Origin of the sequence: Amycolatopsis sp. lyj-346, assembly GCF_046548975.1 — a bacterium.
GTDB lineage: Bacteria > Actinomycetota > Actinomycetes > Mycobacteriales > Pseudonocardiaceae > Amycolatopsis.
This window is the reverse complement of the sequence record NZ_JAJPWT010000004.1, coordinates 41,942-56,826: the sequence shown is the minus strand read 5'-3', so window position 1 is coordinate 56,826 and position 14,885 is coordinate 41,942. Positions and strand designations below refer to the sequence as shown.

At 72.1% G+C, this 14,885-nt stretch carries 13 protein-coding genes; 5 read left to right on the top strand and 8 right to left on the bottom strand.

What is annotated here, in order from left to right; genetic code table 11:
• Positions 1 to 73: 73 nt before the first annotated feature.
• From ACLJQE_RS15230 to ACLJQE_RS15210, 5 genes are read right to left on the bottom strand one after another with little or no spacing between them, the layout of a single operon-like run.
• Positions 74 to 1,243, bottom strand: coding sequence for a lipid-transfer protein (locus ACLJQE_RS15230; protein ID WP_410639857.1), 1,170 nt, complete (start codon positions 1,241 to 1,243; stop codon positions 74 to 76).
• Complete coding sequence (locus tag ACLJQE_RS15225; RefSeq protein ID WP_410639856.1) at positions 1,240 to 1,626, bottom strand: MaoC family dehydratase; 387 nt, start codon at positions 1,624 to 1,626, stop codon at positions 1,240 to 1,242. The genes ACLJQE_RS15230 and ACLJQE_RS15225 overlap by 4 nt, the downstream gene beginning before the upstream one ends.
• Positions 1,623 to 2,531 (bottom strand): bifunctional MaoC family dehydratase N-terminal/OB-fold nucleic acid binding domain-containing protein, encoded by a 909-nt coding sequence (locus ACLJQE_RS15220; RefSeq protein ID WP_410639855.1) that lies wholly within the window; start codon positions 2,529 to 2,531, stop codon positions 1,623 to 1,625. Before ACLJQE_RS15220 ends, ACLJQE_RS15225 begins: the two co-directional genes overlap by 4 nt.
• Complete coding sequence (locus tag ACLJQE_RS15215; protein ID WP_410639854.1) at positions 2,528 to 3,682, bottom strand: acyl-CoA dehydrogenase family protein; 1,155 nt, start codon at positions 3,680 to 3,682, stop codon at positions 2,528 to 2,530. The genes ACLJQE_RS15220 and ACLJQE_RS15215 overlap by 4 nt, the downstream gene beginning before the upstream one ends.
• Before the next feature lie 4 nt (positions 3,683 to 3,686).
• Positions 3,687 to 4,790 (bottom strand): acyl-CoA dehydrogenase family protein, encoded by a 1,104-nt coding sequence (locus tag ACLJQE_RS15210; protein WP_410639853.1) that lies wholly within the window; start codon positions 4,788 to 4,790, stop codon positions 3,687 to 3,689.
• 87 nt (positions 4,791 to 4,877) lie between these two features.
• Here ACLJQE_RS15210 and ACLJQE_RS15205 point away from each other — a divergent pair, with 87 nt between their 5' ends.
• Both ACLJQE_RS15205 and ACLJQE_RS15200 read left to right on the top strand, forming a co-directional pair.
• Positions 4,878 to 5,729, top strand: a complete 852-nt coding sequence (locus tag ACLJQE_RS15205) for an alpha/beta fold hydrolase (RefSeq protein ID WP_410639852.1) — start codon at positions 4,878 to 4,880, stop codon at positions 5,727 to 5,729.
• Positions 5,729 to 6,223: a nitroreductase family deazaflavin-dependent oxidoreductase gene (locus tag ACLJQE_RS15200; RefSeq protein ID WP_410639851.1), complete on the top strand. Its 495-nt coding sequence runs from the start codon at positions 5,729 to 5,731 to the stop codon at positions 6,221 to 6,223. Before ACLJQE_RS15205 ends, ACLJQE_RS15200 begins: the two co-directional genes overlap by 1 nt.
• Here ACLJQE_RS15200 and ACLJQE_RS15195 read toward each other — a convergent pair.
• Positions 6,210 to 7,604, bottom strand: coding sequence for a WS/DGAT/MGAT family O-acyltransferase (locus ACLJQE_RS15195; RefSeq protein ID WP_410639850.1), 1,395 nt, complete (start codon positions 7,602 to 7,604; stop codon positions 6,210 to 6,212). The genes ACLJQE_RS15200 and ACLJQE_RS15195 overlap by 14 nt on opposite strands.
• A gap of 167 nt (positions 7,605 to 7,771) precedes the next feature.
• On the opposite strand from ACLJQE_RS15195, the gene ACLJQE_RS15190 reads away from it, so the two are divergent.
• The 3 genes from ACLJQE_RS15190 to ACLJQE_RS15180 all read left to right on the top strand — a co-directional run bounded on the left by ACLJQE_RS15190 (position 7,772) and on the right by ACLJQE_RS15180 (position 10,442).
• Positions 7,772 to 9,007, top strand: coding sequence for an alpha/beta hydrolase (locus tag ACLJQE_RS15190; protein ID WP_410639848.1), 1,236 nt, complete (start codon positions 7,772 to 7,774; stop codon positions 9,005 to 9,007).
• A 71-nt stretch (positions 9,008 to 9,078) separates the two neighbouring features.
• Positions 9,079 to 9,384, top strand: coding sequence for a PadR family transcriptional regulator (locus tag ACLJQE_RS15185; RefSeq protein WP_410639847.1), 306 nt, complete (start codon positions 9,079 to 9,081; stop codon positions 9,382 to 9,384).
• Positions 9,381 to 10,442, top strand: a complete 1,062-nt coding sequence (locus ACLJQE_RS15180; RefSeq protein ID WP_410639846.1) for a hypothetical protein — start codon at positions 9,381 to 9,383, stop codon at positions 10,440 to 10,442. Before ACLJQE_RS15185 ends, ACLJQE_RS15180 begins: the two co-directional genes overlap by 4 nt.
• A 28-nt stretch (positions 10,443 to 10,470) precedes the next feature.
• Here the strand turns inward: ACLJQE_RS15180 and ACLJQE_RS15175 are convergent, their stop codons facing one another.
• Together ACLJQE_RS15175 and ACLJQE_RS15170 are read right to left on the bottom strand one after the other, a co-directional pair.
• Positions 10,471 to 11,631 (bottom strand): SWIM zinc finger family protein, encoded by a 1,161-nt coding sequence (locus ACLJQE_RS15175; protein WP_410639845.1) that lies wholly within the window; start codon positions 11,629 to 11,631, stop codon positions 10,471 to 10,473.
• Positions 11,631 to 14,777: an SNF2-related protein gene (locus ACLJQE_RS15170; RefSeq protein ID WP_410639844.1), complete on the bottom strand. Its 3,147-nt coding sequence runs from the start codon at positions 14,775 to 14,777 to the stop codon at positions 11,631 to 11,633. Before ACLJQE_RS15170 ends, ACLJQE_RS15175 begins: the two co-directional genes overlap by 1 nt.
• Positions 14,778 to 14,885 lie beyond the last annotated feature (108 nt).

Genomic DNA, 14,885 nt, shown 5'->3' with positions numbered 1-14,885 from the left:
CTCTCCGTCGTGGGGTGGTGGCTCCACCGTGACACCCACGCCGGCCGGGCACCAGCCGTCATTGAGGTGACACTCAGTCACCCGTCAGGATGAGTCCGCTGGTCGGCACGCCCGTTCCCGCCGTGACCAGCACCCGGGCCGCGCCCGCGACCTGGTTGGCCGCCGTGCCGCGGATCTGCCGGACACCTTCCGCGATGCCGTTCATGCCGTGGATGTACGCCTCGCCGAGCTGGCCCCCGTGCGGGTTGAGCGGCAACGCGCCGTCGAGCTCCAACGCGCCGTCCGCGATGAAGTCCTTCGCCTCGCCGCGGCCGCAGAAACCCAGCTCCTCCAGCTGCATCAGCACGTAGGGGGTGAAGTGGTCATACAGCACGGCAACGTCCACATCGGACGGACTGAGACCCGACTGGCCCCACAGCTGCCTGCCCACGACCCCCATTTCGGGCAGCGCGGCCAGGTCGTCGCGGTAGTAGCTGGTCATCACGTACTGGTCCGGCCCGCTCCCCTGCGCCGCCGCCGCGATCACCGCCGGCGGGCGTGCCAGGTCGCGTGCCCGCGCAACGCTCGTGACGACCAGCGCGACCCCGCCGTCGCTCTCCTGGCAGCAGTCGAGCAGGTGCAGCGGCTCGGCCACCCAGCGCGACGCCTGATGCTCCTCGAGGGTGATGGGCCGCCCGTGGAACCACGCGTCCGGGTTGGTCGCCGCGTGCTTCCGGTCGATGACCGCGACGCGCCCGAAGTCCTCGCTCGTCGCGCCGTAGTCGTGCAAGTAGCGCCGGGCCACCATGGCCACCGTCGCCGCCGGGGTCGCGAGGCCCATCGGGTAGTGGAACGCGTTGTCCACGCCCGAGGAGTTGACCTGCCCGGCCGCCGCGGACGACACCTGGCCGAAGCGGTGCCCCGACCGCTCGTTGAACGCCCGGTAGGCGACGACGACGTCCGCGACGCCGGTCGCCACCGCCATCGCGGCCTGCTGCACGGTCGCCGCCGCGGCCCCGCCGCCGTAGTGGATGCGGCTGAAGAACTTCAGTTCGGGAATCCCCAGCTCCCGGGCGACCGCGATCTCCGCGTTGCCGTCCATGGTGAAGGACACCAGACCGTCCACATCGGACGGCGCCAGCCCCGCGTCGGCCAGTGCGTGGGAGATGCATTCGGCCGCCAGCCGCAGTTCGCTGCGCCCGGAGTCCTTGGAGAACTCCGTCGCGCCGATCCCGGCGATCGCCGCCTTGCCCGGGAGCGTCACGGCAGGGTCACCTCGACCGTGCCGGCGACGTGCTCGCCGAGGCTGTCCACACCGGACACCGAAACCACGACGTCGTTGCCGTCACGGGAGAGCACCCGGCCGCTGAACGTCAGCGTGTCGTAGGCGTAGCAGGGCACGCCGAGCCGGATCTTGATCGACCGGATCAGCGCCTGCGGCCCCGCCCACTCCGAGACGAACCGCTGGACCAGGCCGGTGTCGGTGAGGATGTTGAGGAAGATGTCCTTCGAGCCGCGGGCCACGGCGGCGTCGCGGTCGTGGTGGACGTCCTGGAAGTCACGGGTGGCCAGGGCCGTGCTGACGACGAACGTCGGTGTCGCCTCGATCGTCAGCGGCGGCAGTTCGGTCCCTTCGGCGACGTTCACCGGGCCACCTTCCACGCGGGCAGGGTCAGGTCGTCGTCGACCCGGACGAACGCCGCGACCACCGGAAGTCCGATGTGGACCTCGTCCGGCGCCGCGTCCAGCAGCTCGGCCATCAAGCGGACCCCCTCTTCGAGTTCCACCAGTGCCACCACGAACGGCAGTTCCTTGCCCGGCACCGGCGGGTGGTGGTGCACGACGTAGGAATACACGGTTCCCCGGCCACTGGCGACGACGTAGTCGGGCTTGGTGTCCAGCGAGCCGTCGGGCGGCATCGGCCCGGGCGGGTGCCGCAGCGTCTCACCCCAGCGCTGGATCCGCAGCTCGCCCTCGCGCAGGCCCGCCCAGAAGAACTCGGTGTCCCGGCTGATCACCGGCCGGAGCACCGGTGACGTCGGCGGCTTCGGAGTGGGCGGGCGGAACTTGAGCACCCGGAACATCATCTCCGCCACCGCCTCGGAGCCGACGTACCAGGTCATCCGCGTGGTGACGAACCACCCTTCGCCCAGTGCGGTCTTCTTCGGGCCGACGACGTCCTCCAGCCGCGTGCGCGCCTCGACCTGCTCCCCCGGCCGCAGGTAGCGGTGGTAGGCCTGCTCGGAGTTCGTCGCCACGACCGAGGTGAACCCGGCCTCGTCCAGCAGCTCCATCATCAGGCCGAGCGGGTCGTCGGCCCCCCGCGGGACGTTCAGGCCGCCCATCGTCCACACCTGCGCCATCGCGGGTGGCGCGACCAGTCCCTTGTGGACGCTCGTGGCGGCGAACTCCGGGTCGGTGTAAACGGGGTTGCGGTCCCCGATCGCTTCGACCCAGTTGTTGACCATCGCCTGGTTGACCGGGTCGCGCGCCGGGCGCGGCGCGCATTCCCCGCGCGCGGCGATCCGCGCGGCGGCCTCTTCGATGTTCATCGTGGCACCCTCGGCAGGCCCAGGCCGATCGAGGCGATCAGCTCCCGTTGGATTTCGCTGACGCCGCCGCCGAACGTCAGCACGATGTTGCGTTTCGCGGTCAGGTCCAGCCAGTCCGCCAGCTCGGCGGTGTCCGGGTCGGCCAGGTCGCCGTGGCGCGCGACGACTTCCTCGAGGTTCCGGCCGATCCGCTGGATGGCCTCGGAGCTGAACACCTTGGTCGCCGACGCGTCGGCCACGCCCACCGGCGCGCTCGCCGAGGACACCGCGACCTGCCAGTTGAGCAGTTCGTTCACCCGGGTCACGGCCAGCGCCTCGGCGAGCACGGCCCGCACGTCGGCGAGGTCGAGCAGGCCGTGCGCGCTCGCCCACGCGCGCACGCGGTCGTACAGGCCGCCGATCCGCCCGGACGGCCCGAGCATGACGCGCTCGTGGTTGAGCTGCGTCGTGATCAGCCGCCAGCCCGCGTTTTCCGCACCCACCAAGCGGTTCGCCGGCACGCGGACGTCCGAGTAGTACGTCGCGTTGACGTGGTGGGCACCGTCGCAGGTGATGATCGGCGTCCACGAGTAGCCGGGGTCGCTCGTGTCGACGACGAGGATCGAGATGCCCTTGTGCTTCGGCGCGTCCGGCGCGGTCCGGACGGCGAGCCAGATGTAGTCGGCGTCGTGCCCGCCGGTGGTGAAGATCTTCTGGCCGTTGACGACGTATTCGTCGCCGTCGCGCACCGCCGTGGTCCGCAGGGCCGCGAGGTCGGTGCCCGCTTCCGGTTCGCTGTACCCGATGGCGAAGTGGATCTCCCCGGCGAGGATCTTGGGCAGGAAGAAGGACTTCTGTTCCTCGGTGCCGAACTCCTGCAGCGTCGGCCCGACCGTCTGGAGCGTGACCGACGGCAGCTGGACGTCGGCGCGCGCGGCCTCGTCGACGAACAGGTGCTGTTCGATCCCGCCGAAGCCCTGGCCGCCGTACTCGGCCGGCCAGCCGACGCCGAGCCTGCCGTCGCGGCCCATCCGGCGGACGATCTCGCGGAACACCGGCCCGTGCCGCTCGCGCCGCATCGCCCGGCGTTCCTCGGGGCTGATCAGCCCGGCGAAGTATGCGCGCAGTTCGGCGCGCAGCTGCCGTTGCGCGGTGGTCAGTTCGACGTGCATCCGCTCACCCCGCCACTCGTTCGCCGAGCCGGCCGAGCCGGTGCGCGGCCCCGCCGAGCGTCCGGCCGAGGTCCTTGACCGCCGACGAATACCGGTGCAGCGGGTAGGTTTCGTCGACGCCGATCCCGCCGTGCAGGTGGTGGCAGGTCGCCAGCGCTTCCGGTGCCCGGGAGGCGAACCAGTAGGCGGCGATGTCGAGTTCGGCGTCCGCGTCGAGTCCCGACGCCAGCCGCCACACCGCGGACGTCACGGCCAGGTGCACGGTCCGCGCGGCCACGTAGACGTCGGCGATCTGGCCCGCCACGGCCTGGAAGGCCGCCAGGGGCCGGCCGAACTGGGTCCGCTCGCCGACGTGCTTGACGGTGAGCGCCAGCGCTCCGGCCAGGAGGCCGTCGCCGAGGGCGAGGGCGCCGGCCAGTGCGAACCGGTGCAGGGCCGCGACCGCGCCGCGGTCGAACAGGAGGTCCGCTTCCCCGACGGCGACTTCGTCGAGCCGGACGGTGTACTCGGGCGTCCCGGCGGAGGTGGGTGTCGCGATGAGCGTGACGCCCTCGGCGTGCGGGTCGACGAGGTAGACCGCGCTGCCGTGCGCGGTGGTCACCGGGGTGAGGATCCGGGTGGCTTCGGCGGCGTACGGCACCGCCGTCTTCACGCCGGTGACCAGCCACTTCCCGTCCGCGGCCCGGGTGGTCGCGGCGGGCTCGGCGGCCAGCGGCGCCGAGGGCTCGTGCAGGGCCGCGGTCAGCAGGCCTTCCCCGGCGGCGACCGGCGGCAGGAACTGCGCGCGCTGGGCGGGGGTGCCGAGCGATTCGATCGGCAGGACGCCGAGCGCGAGCGCGGCGTACGCGGGCACCGGCGCGGCGGCCCGGCCGACCTCGGTCAGGACCTGGGCGACCTCGGCGACGCCCAGGCCGTCGCCGTCCAGCTCCGGGGGCAGCGCCAAGGCCAGCAGGCCCGCCGAGGCGAGCGCACGCCACGAGCCGTCCTCCACCGCGCGCTTCGGGGGATCCCCGGGGCCTCCCCCGGCGTGCGGGCCCCCGAAATCGCTGAGCACTTTCGCGGCGAGGGCGGCGATCTCGATCTGCGTATCGTCTGGAGCGAAGTCCACGCCTGTCCTCCGGATCGGGCGCAATATTGGAACCTGTTCTAGTCTTAACCGGAAAGGGCGGGCACGGCAACCCCCGGGGGTGGCGGAATGGCGGGGACGCGGCGGCTGATCACCGTGCCGCCGACCGCGGGCGTGCCCGAGCCGGTCCCGGTGGAGCTGCCCGGGCGGGGCCGCACCGTGGTCGCCGACGTCGGCCCGCGGGACGCGCCCGCCATCGTCCTGCTGCACTCGGTGGCCTGCACCGGGCTGCTGACCTGGTATCCGGCGCTCACGCGGCTGGCGCGGCACCACCGCGTCGTCGTGTTCGACCAGCGGTGGCACGGCCGGGGCATCCGCTCGCCGGAGTTCCGGCTCGCCGACTGCGCGGACGACGTCACCGCCGTCGCGGACGCCCTCGGCATCGAACGGTTCGCCCTCGCGGGGTATTCGATGGGCGGGTTGGTGGCGCAGCTCGTGGCCCGCGCCGAACCAGAACGTGTTACCGGACTGGTGCTGTGCTCGACCGCCGGCCACTTCGGCCGCGGGCTGCGGCAGCGCGCCGCCCTCGCGGTCTTCGGCCGGACGCTGCGGCGGCTGCGCGAGCACGTGCGGCCGCCGTCCGTGCCCGCCGTGCTCCCCCGCGAACGCCTCACCGACCACCGGTGGGGGCTGCGGGAGTTCCGGTCGACCACGCCGTGGGCCATCGCGGTCGCCGTCGACGAGATCGGCCGGTTCGACTCGACGCCGTGGCTGCCCACGCTGCGGCTGCCGGCCGCGGTCGTGGTGACCACCCGGGACCGGTTCATCGCCCCCGCCCACCAGCGAGCACTGGCCCGCCGGATCCCCGGCGCGGCCACCTACGAGGTCGCGGCCGGGCACGCCGCGTGCGTCCTCGCCGCCGACCGCTGGGTGCCCGCCCTGCTCGCCGCGGTCAGCTCCCTCCGAGGAAGGAACCCATGATGGGACGGTTCAGCCTGCCCGACCAGAAGCCCGACGGCCTGGACTCGCCCGTGACGGCGAAGGCCATGAAGTACCTGGCGAAGGCGCAGGTGGCCGTGTTCCGGCTGACCGGCGGCCGCGTCGGCGGCACGTGGCGGATCGGGGCCGGGTTCCGCAAGCCGGTGCCGACGCTGCTGCTGGAACACCGCGGCCGCAAGTCCGGGCGGCTGTTCACCACCCCGCTGCTGTACCTGCGCTCCGGCGCCGACGTCGTCGTCGTCGGCTCCCAGGGCGGCCTGCCCCGGCACCCGCAGTGGTACTTCAACCTGCTCGCGCACCCCGAAACCCGCGTGCACCTCAAGGGCCGTCGCGGCGTGCCCGTCCGGGCGCGGGTCGCGGGGCCGGAGGAACGCGCCGAGCTGTGGCCGCGGCTGGTCGAGCTGTACGCGGACTTCGCGAAGTACCAGGCCTGGACCGAGCGGGAGATCCCGGTGGTGGTGCTCAGCCCCCGGTAGGACTGGCCTTCAGCAGCTCGGCCAACGCGTCCGGGAGCGCGTCGGCGAGCGGCCACAAGTCCTTGACCAGCTCCCGCGCGCCGAGCAGGCCGACGTGCACCTGGCCGGCGTTCGACAGGACCGTGACGTTCAGCCCGGCACCGTGGAAGACCGGGCCGAGCGGGTAGAAACCGGTGATCCGCGCGCCCAGGAAGTACAGCGGCATCGGCGGGCCGGGCACGTTCGAGACGACCAGGTTGTGCACCACCGGGTGCTTCTCGGCCAGGCGCAGCGCGGAGTACGCGCGCACGGCGAGCCCGAACGCCGTCGCGACCGAGAACTGGGCCCAGTCCTGCAGCATGTCGGCGTCGATGTCGTGGTGGTGGTCCTTCGAGCGCCGGTTGGCCTCGGCGAGGAAGAACACCCGCGCGGCGGGGTCGGGCAGGTGCGTGGGCAGGGAGGCGAAGAACGCCGAAACCTTGTTGCTGCCGTGCTCGCGCTCGCTCCGGTCGTGCACCGAAACCGGGACGGTCGCCACCAGCGGGTCCTCCGGCAGCTCGCCGCGCGCGGCGAGGAACTCCCGCAGCGCACCGGCGACGAGCGCGAGCACGACGTCGTTCACCGTGACGCCGAACGCGTTCTTGACGTCCTTGACGTCGTCGAGCTCGAGCTGGGCGAAGGCGACGCTGCGGTGCCCGGTGATCGTGCCGTTCAACGACGTCCTCGGCGCGGTGAACGGGACCGGCATCCCCTTGCCGCGCAACGCCCGGCCGACCCACCGCGGCATCAGCCCCAGGAGATCGGGCAGCAGCCGGGCGACCTCGGCGGGCCGCCGCACGACGCTTTCGACCCCGGAGCGCAGCAGGTCCAGCGGCGACGGCAGCCCGGCGTTCCGGTGCTCCTCGATGGCCGGCATCGGCCCGTCCGGCTCGAGCCCGGCCAGGTACGTGATGAGGCTCGCGCCGCTCACGCCGTCGACGCTCGCGTGGTGCATCTTGAGCAGCACGGCGAGCCCGCCGCCGGCCAGGCCTTCGATGACGTACAGCTGCCACAGCGGGTGCGCGCGGTCGAGCTGCTGCCCGGCGATGTGGGCGCACAGCCCGGCCAGCTCGGCGCGATCGCCGGGGGCGGGCACGCCGATGCGGTGCACGTGGTGGTCGAGGTCGAAGTCCTCGTCTTCGACCCAGACGGGATGGCTGAGGTTCCAGAGCGGGTTGTGCAGCTTGCGGCGGAACGCCGGGATCATCCGGACGCGCTCGTCGAGCCTTTCCTGCAGCTTCGCGAAGGTGTAGCCGCCGGGGACGGTCGAGCCGTCGAGGATGAGCAGCCCGCAGACGTGCAGGACCTGCGACGACGTCTCGAGGTAGAGGAAGCTCGCGTCGAGCCCGCTCAATCGCTGCATGGTGTCAGGGTAGGCCACTTCCGGTGAGCGGCACGTCACTGATCCGACCAAAAGCAGGCCGGCCCTCGAGCGACAAGCAACCGTTGCCACGAAAGCCATCCGGCCGTGACTGTGGTCGGGTCAGTGGCTAACGACACAGTACCCTACTCGCCGGTACTATCGTGGTGGTGCAGCCGAACTTCCTGATCCGTCGCGCGGTCCAGCTCGGTCTCACCGCCAACGCGCTCCGCCCGCTGCGGGCCCGGTCCACGACGATCCCGGTGTTCTTCGCCGGGTGGCTGACCGGCGAGCTGGCACCGCAGTTCCTCGCACTGACGGCGGCCGACGCACTGGTCCACACGGCCCGCCACGGCGTGCACGACCGGTCGACGAAGGCGGGCCTGGTCATGGCGGCGGCGTCCGCCGCGGGGCTGGCCACGCTGGTCCGCACCGGCCACGGGGCCCGCGAGGAGATCGAGAAGGCGCTGACGTCGGCGCTGGGCGAGGACTACGCGGCGGAGCTGGGCCGGTCCGACCTGGGCCTGCCGTGGGGCGAGCTGGCGCTGCCGTTCCGGATGGGCGCACCGGACGTGCGGGTCGACCGCAACATCGCGTACGCCCCGGGCGGCAAGCGGTTCCTCCTGGACGTGTACCGCCCTTCTTCGCCGGTCTCCGGTGCCCCAGTGCTGCTGCAGGTCCACGGCGGCGCGTGGGTGATCGGCAACAAGGAGGAGCAGGGCCGGCCGCTGATGCGCTACCTGGCCCGCCGGGGTTGGGTGTGCGTCGCGATCAACTACCCGCTGTCGCCGGCGCACCGCTGGCCGGCGCACATCGTCGCGGCCAAGCAGGCACTGGCGTGGATCCGTTCTTCGATTGCCTCGTACGGCGGCGACCCTCGGTTCGTGGCGGTGACGGGCGGATCGGCGGGCGGGCACCTGTCGGCACTGCTGGCGTTGTCCCAGAACGATCCGGCGTTGCAGCCGTCGTTCGAGGACGCGGACACGAGCGTCCAGGCGTGCGTCCCGCACTACGGGGTGTACGACTTCGCGGCGACGTCCGGGGCACCGGCGAGCAAGTACCGGCTGGAAAGCCTGATCGCCCGCCGGGTGTTCGCCCCCGACCGGGACCCGGTGGCGCACTTGGACGACTACGTCGCGGCGTCCCCGTGGGACCGGATCAGCTCGGACGCACCGCCGTTCTTCGTGATCCACGGCCGGGACGACTCACTGGTCCCGGTCCGCGAGGCACGCGAGTTCGTCACGCGGCTGCGGGAGAAGTCGCGGCAGCCGGTGGCGTACGCGGAGCTGGCCGGGGCGCAGCACGCGTTCGACGTGTTCACGTCGGTGCGAAGTGCGCACGTGGTCCGCGGGGTGGCGCGGTTCCTGGATCACACGTACCACGCCTGGAAGGCCGAGCAGCAGTAGCGCCTTGGCTCCACGGCGGAAGCTGACCGCGAAGGCTTCACCCCTTCGACGACATATGTCATAATTGACTTATGCGCGTCACGCACGCCCTGGTTCAGCTGGCCGCCGCCCTGATGGCCGCGCCCGGCGATCGGCACTGGGGCTACGAACTTTCGAAGCAGTCCGGTGTCCGATCCGGCGCGATGTACCCCCGCCTCACCCAGATGCTCGAGGCGGGCTGGCTGACAGACGGCTGGGAACACAAAGAAGAGGCCGGCAGCAGACCGCCTCGGCGGTACTACACCCTGACAACGAAGGGCAAAGTCGAACTCGGCGCCGTGCTGGCGGCAGCCAAGCAGGATCAGCGGTTCCGCGGCATCAATTTGGGGTACGCGTGACAACAGAACTGCTGAGCCGGGTGGCCGACTGGAGCCTCGTTACGTTGTTGATGACAGCAGTCGTCTTCGGTTTCTTACCCAAGCTCGCCATGCACATCCTCACCCTGATCTACCCGAAGAATCATGCTCGCCGCGCCGAACTGCGCGCCGAACTCGAGGTCGTTCCCCACCGGAAGCGGCTTCTGTGGGTCGCCGAGCAGGTGGCGACGGTCCTGTTCGACGGAGTTCCGGCTCGCGTCAGAGATCTGCAGATGCGGCGACAAGGCAGGAAGATCGACAGAAGGAGGACCGACGCCGCGCAGAATGCTTTGTTTGCTCCGTCGATCGCGGAAACCAGGCGCACACTCGAGGCCATCAGCGCCGAATATCGGTCCCTGAACAAGGAGTTCTTTCCCACTGACGTGTTCGAGGCGACCGCTGCCCCGGATCCCGTTTTCACCCGGATACTGATGGCCGACTTCAACGCAACCGGGCAGTACTTCTTCCGCGGCTTCTCCGGACGACACGCGGCCGCCCGATTGTTTTCCGACCGCACGGATCGGAAGATTCGCGTGGTCATCGCCGACCCCAGGCGACCGAACTCGGTCAGCGGGCGCGTTCGACGCCTGTCGCACCATCGGATGAACGAGCAATACGATCAGATTCAGAAAACGCTCGTGGAAGAAATCCACGTCGGCCTGGTCGGATTGTTTCTCGCCCGCAGCCGTTGCACACGAGTCGAAATCACCGCTACTGCAGACCCGCCATTGGATCGACTGGAAATGTTCGACAACAGCGTCTGGCTCGGCCTCTACAGCGAACCCGGTGACGCGACCGAATTGTATCCGCGCACACTTCGGTTCGGCCGAGATTCCTACCTTTACAAGCTCGAACGCACCGAGTTCTCTCGCCTCTGGACGTCACGCCAAGGTCGCCACTTCTCCATGGGATCAACCACCACCTACAAGGATTTCATCGCGCTGTTCGAGGTCATCACCGGCTCTCCGTTGTCCGAGAACCGGTTTCGCGAACTGAAGTCTAAGTTCGATGCCTTCCGTGAGGAGTCCAGCGCACATTGACCACCGCCCTGGATCGGACTTCTGCCGGTCAGTAGGCGAGGTCCACGGGACTGGCCGAAGGCGGGCCGTCGAGGCGCCACTCGGTTCCTTCGCGGACGAAGCGGTACCAGCGCGCGTCACGGCCGTAGCGCAGTTGCAGGTCTCCGTGGGTCAAACGGTTGCGCCAGGTCTTCGGCTTGCCCGGCAGGCCCGCGTCCGCCAGGACCGACTCGGCCTCCGCCAGCGGGCCCGGGCCGGGTTGCCAGGTCTCCCGCAGGGCCGCCACGCCGCCGCGGCCTGCTTCGCGCCAGGCCTCGGCCCAGTGGGTCAGGTCTCTTGCGGCCACCCCCGCCGCCGCGGCCAGTGCGGTGATCTCCGCGCCCGTGCGGCCTGCCGCTCGGCGGGCGAGGTCTTCCTCGAACGTCAGCTCCGCCGCCGTCGGTCCGCCGGCCAGGAGGTCGCGGGCGAGGGAGGCGGCGTCCGCGGCCAGTGCGGACAGGGCGGCCGCCGTCCAGCCGGTGCCCGGGGGCGGGTCGAGGTCCAGGACCGCCGGCGGGCCGGGGACCCGCGGTGGCGGCGGCAGGGCGGGGATCGCACCCGGCCGTCGTGCGTAGGCCGCGCGAGGGGTCAGGCCCTCGTCCGCGGGCTTCGGGAGCTTCGGTTTCTCGCCGCGCGCCGGCGACCGGCGGGCGCGGAGCTCGGCCAGCACGTCCGCCCGCGGGCGTCCGCGCAGCAGGAAGAGCGTGAACGGGTCGCGGTCCACCTCGTCGGCGACCAGGTAGTAGACCGCGGCGACGTGCTTGCACGGGTTGGCCGAGTCCGGGCACGAGCACCGCGGCCGCAGGTCGCCCGGGCCCGGCAGCAGGTCGACGCCCGCCTCGCGCGCCTGCTCGGTGAGCGCGCCCGGCAGCTCGCCGTCGAGCAGCGCCGCCGCGTGGCCGAGCTGGGTGCCGGCCACGCCGAGCAGGGTGTCCCACTCTCCGTCGGTGAAGGTGCGCATCGTGATCGTCACCTTGTACGGCTGCGGACGGCTGCCGCGCACCCGGGCGCTGACGGCGCCGGCCCGGACGTGCAGCTCGTCGACCGTGCCTTTCCGCGCGTACGTCCGCCCGCGGGGCAGGCGGTTGGGGTCGAGCTTCGCGCGCTGCTCCAGCGCGTCGACCCACGCCCGGCCCCACCACGTCGTGCCGAAGTTCCGCCTCGGTGGCATCACCCGCCCCCGAGCCGGACCAGGTCGGCGAGTTCGTCGTCGGACAGTGCGGTGATCCAGTCCTCCCCGGCGCCGACGATCGACTCGGCGAGCCCCCGTTTCTTTTCCAGCACCTGCGCGATGCGCTCCTCGAGGGTGCCCTCGGCGATCAGCCGGTGCACCTGGACCGGCCTGTCCTGCCCGATCCGGTACGCGCGGTCGGTGGCCTGGTCCTCGACCGCCGGGTTCCACCAGCGGTCGTAGTGGATCACGTGGGTGGCCCGGGTCAGGTTGAGCCCGACGCCGCCCGCCTTGAGCGAGAGCAGGAACACCGGGATTTCGCCGGCCTGGAACCGGTCGACCATGTCCTGCCGCTTCGCCGGGGAGCTTTCGCCGGAGAGCAGTTCGGTGGGCAGGCCGCGGTCCTTGAGGCGCCGCTCGAGCAGGCGGCACAGCTGGACGTACTGGCTGAACACCAGGACGCTTTCGCCCTCGTCGAGGATGACGTCGAGGAGTTCCTCGAACGCCGCGAGCTTGCCGGACCGGCCGGTGAGCGCGCCGTGCGGTTCCTTGAGGAACTGCGCGGGGTGGTTGCAGATCTGTTTGAGTTCGGTGAGCAGCTGCAGCACCTGCCCGCGCCGCTTGATGCCCTGGGTTTCCCGGATTTCGGCGAGGTTTTCCCGCACGACGGCTTCGTAGAGCGTGGTCTGCTCGGCGGTGAGCGGGACGAACCGGTCGGTCTCGGTCTTGGGCGGCAGTTCCGGGGCGATGTCCGGGTCGCTCTTGCGCCGCCGCAGCAGGAACGGCCGGACGGTGGCGGCCAGCCGCTCGGTGACCGCCCGGTCGCGGTCGCGTTCGATCGGGCGCGCCACGGTGCGCCGGAAGCGGTCGAGCGGGCCGAGCAGGCCGGGAGTCGTCCAGTCCACAATGGACCACAGTTCGGTGAGCCGGTTCTCGACGGGCGTGCCGGTGAGGGCGACCTTGGCTTGGGCGGGGATCTTGCGCAGTTCCTTGGCGGTCGCGGAGAGCGGGTTCTTGACGTGCTGCGCCTCATCGGCGGCGACGAGACCCCAGTCCACTTCGGACAGCGTCTCGCGGTCGTGGCGGAGGACGCCGTAGGTGGCGAGGACGACCTCGTCGGGGGCGAGGTCGTCGAGGTGCCGGGTGCCGCCGTGGAACCGCCGGACGGGGATGCCGGGGGCGAAGCGGGCGAACTCGCGCTCCCAGTTGCCGAGCAGGGAGGTGGGGCAGAGGACCAGGGTGGGGCCACCACCGGTCCGCTCCCGCTCGGGAGGCGAGGGCTCGGCACGCGGCGGCTCGGCACCGTCCGAAAGGGACTCGCCGCCGGCCGCCGGCCGCGCACCGATCGGCGGCGGCTCGGACTCGGATCCAGTGACTTTGCCAGGCTGCCCGCCGGGTTGCGGCTCGCGGGGGTGCGGCTCGGCCGCCGATCGGGTGGGCTCGCCGGGTTGCGGTGGCGGCTCGGCTGCCGACGGCATGGGCAGGTCAGCCTGCGCCGGACCGGGCTGCGCCGGACCAGACTCCGCCGGACCAGCCTGCGCCGGCCCAGACTCCGCCGAACCAGCCTGCGCCGGACCGGGCTGCGCCGGACCAGCCTGCGCCGGCCCAGACTCCGCCGAACCGGGCTGCACTGGGCCGGGCGGCAGCTGACCAGACCTTGCCAGCTCGCGCCGGTGGAGGTGGAGGGCGATCAGCTGGATCGTCTTGCCCAAGCCCATGTCGTCGGCCAGGCAGGCGCCCAATCCCAGCCCCGTCATCGTGGCCAGCCACGAGAGCCCGGCCTGCTGGTAGGGTCGCAAGGTCGCCTGCAGTCCCGGTGGGGGCGCCACCGTGGCCTCCGCCCGGTCGCGGATGCGCGAAACCAGCCCGCCCAGTGCCGGCGGGGGCGCGAACTCCACCCGCTCGCCGTCCAGTTCGAGCTCGCCCGTCAACGCTGCCGCCAGTGCCTCGCCCGCGTCCAGCTTGCGGGTCCGGCCACGCACCCTGGCCAGCAGCTGCGGGTCCACGCGCACCCACTGGCCGCGCAGCCGGACCAGGGGCCGCTTGGCTTCGGCCAGTGCCGCGACCTCGGCTTCGGTCAGCTGCTCCCCGCCCAGGCTCAGCTGCCAGCGGAACTCCAGCAGCGAACGCAGGGCGAACTCCGCCTCCGTGACGCTCGCCGGCGCCTGGGTGGCGCTCGCCTTCGCCTTCACCTCGCCCGCGAACAGGCCCTTCGACCAGAGCACCTCGATGCCGGCGCCGCCCAGGTCGCGGGCGCCGTCGGTGAGCAGGTCGACGACCTCTTCGTCGGACAACGCCAGCGAAGCGGGCGTCGCCTGGGTCAGCACCCGGCCCAGCGGCGGCCAGGCCCGCGCACCCCGGCGCAGGCCGAGCAGCAGCTGCGTCTCGACCTGCTCGCCGAGGCGGTTCAGCACCGCGTCCGGGGCGTCCCACAGCGTGGCCGCCTCCACCACCAGGCTCGGCTCCGCCATGCTGCGCACCGCCAGCACCCCGGCGAACGAGTCGTCGTCCAGCCCCTCGACCCGCAGGAGCACCTGGACCCCGCGGGGCTCGCGGGCCTCCAGCTCGGCGAGCCACGCCGCACCGTCCGGGCCGAGCAGGGCCGGTTCCCGGGCCGCGAACGCCGGATCACCCGCGCCGACCGGTGCTGCCGGGCTGCGCACCAGGAGGTCGGCCGTCGCGTCCCAAAGCGCCCGGACCAGGGAGTCCGGCGAGTGCAGGCGGATCCGTTTCAGGCCGGTCAACGGCAGCGCGTACGCCTCCGGCGGCAGGGCGCCGGCCAGCCCCCGCAGCAGTTCCTCGTCCGCGGCGTCCAGCGGGCCGATCCGCCAGGCCGCCGCCCCGCCCGGGGAGGCGGCCGGGCGCAGCCGGCCCCGTGCGACGAGGTTCACCGCGGCGTTGACGGCCGCCGACCACGCCGCGACCGCCGGGCTGGCCCCCTCCCCCACCGACAGCAGCCGGGGCAGCGCCCGCTCCAGGGGGACGAGCTCGGCGTCGACCTTCGTCCGCGCGAACTTGGCTCCCCGTGGCAGCACGAGCTCGATCGTGGTCCCGCCGGCCACGTCCTCGCCCCACAGGGCCAGCACCCCGTCCCGCGGGGGATCCGCGGGGAGGTAGGTGGCCTGGGTGTCTGCGCTGAACTCCACGACCGCAACGCTAGAACACGACCCCGACAGTTTTGCCCCCGGCGGCGCGAACGGTCCGTTCGCACCGTTGCCCAACGCAACCCGCTCGGGCGTGGAAGGGCAGCTCGC

Bases quoted from the DNA above. Each gene is read 5' to 3' on its own strand.
- ACLJQE_RS15220 (WP_410639855.1), bottom strand. From the start codon at position 2,531: ATGAACATCGAAGAGGCCGCCGCGCGGATCGCCGCGCGCGGGGAATGC.
- ACLJQE_RS15205 (WP_410639852.1), top strand. From the start codon at position 4,878: ATGGCGGGGACGCGGCGGCTGATCACCGTGCCGCCGACCGCGGGCGTG.
- ACLJQE_RS15175 (WP_410639845.1), bottom strand. From the start codon at position 11,631: ATGCCACCGAGGCGGAACTTCGGCACGACGTGGTGGGGCCGGGCGTGG.
- ACLJQE_RS15185 (WP_410639847.1), top strand. From the start codon at position 9,079: ATGCGCGTCACGCACGCCCTGGTTCAGCTGGCCGCCGCCCTGATGGCC.
- ACLJQE_RS15195 (WP_410639850.1), bottom strand. From the start codon at position 7,604: ATGCAGCGATTGAGCGGGCTCGACGCGAGCTTCCTCTACCTCGAGACG.
- ACLJQE_RS15215 (WP_410639854.1), bottom strand. From the start codon at position 3,682: ATGCACGTCGAACTGACCACCGCGCAACGGCAGCTGCGCGCCGAACTG.
- ACLJQE_RS15200 (WP_410639851.1), top strand. From the start codon at position 5,729: ATGGGACGGTTCAGCCTGCCCGACCAGAAGCCCGACGGCCTGGACTCG.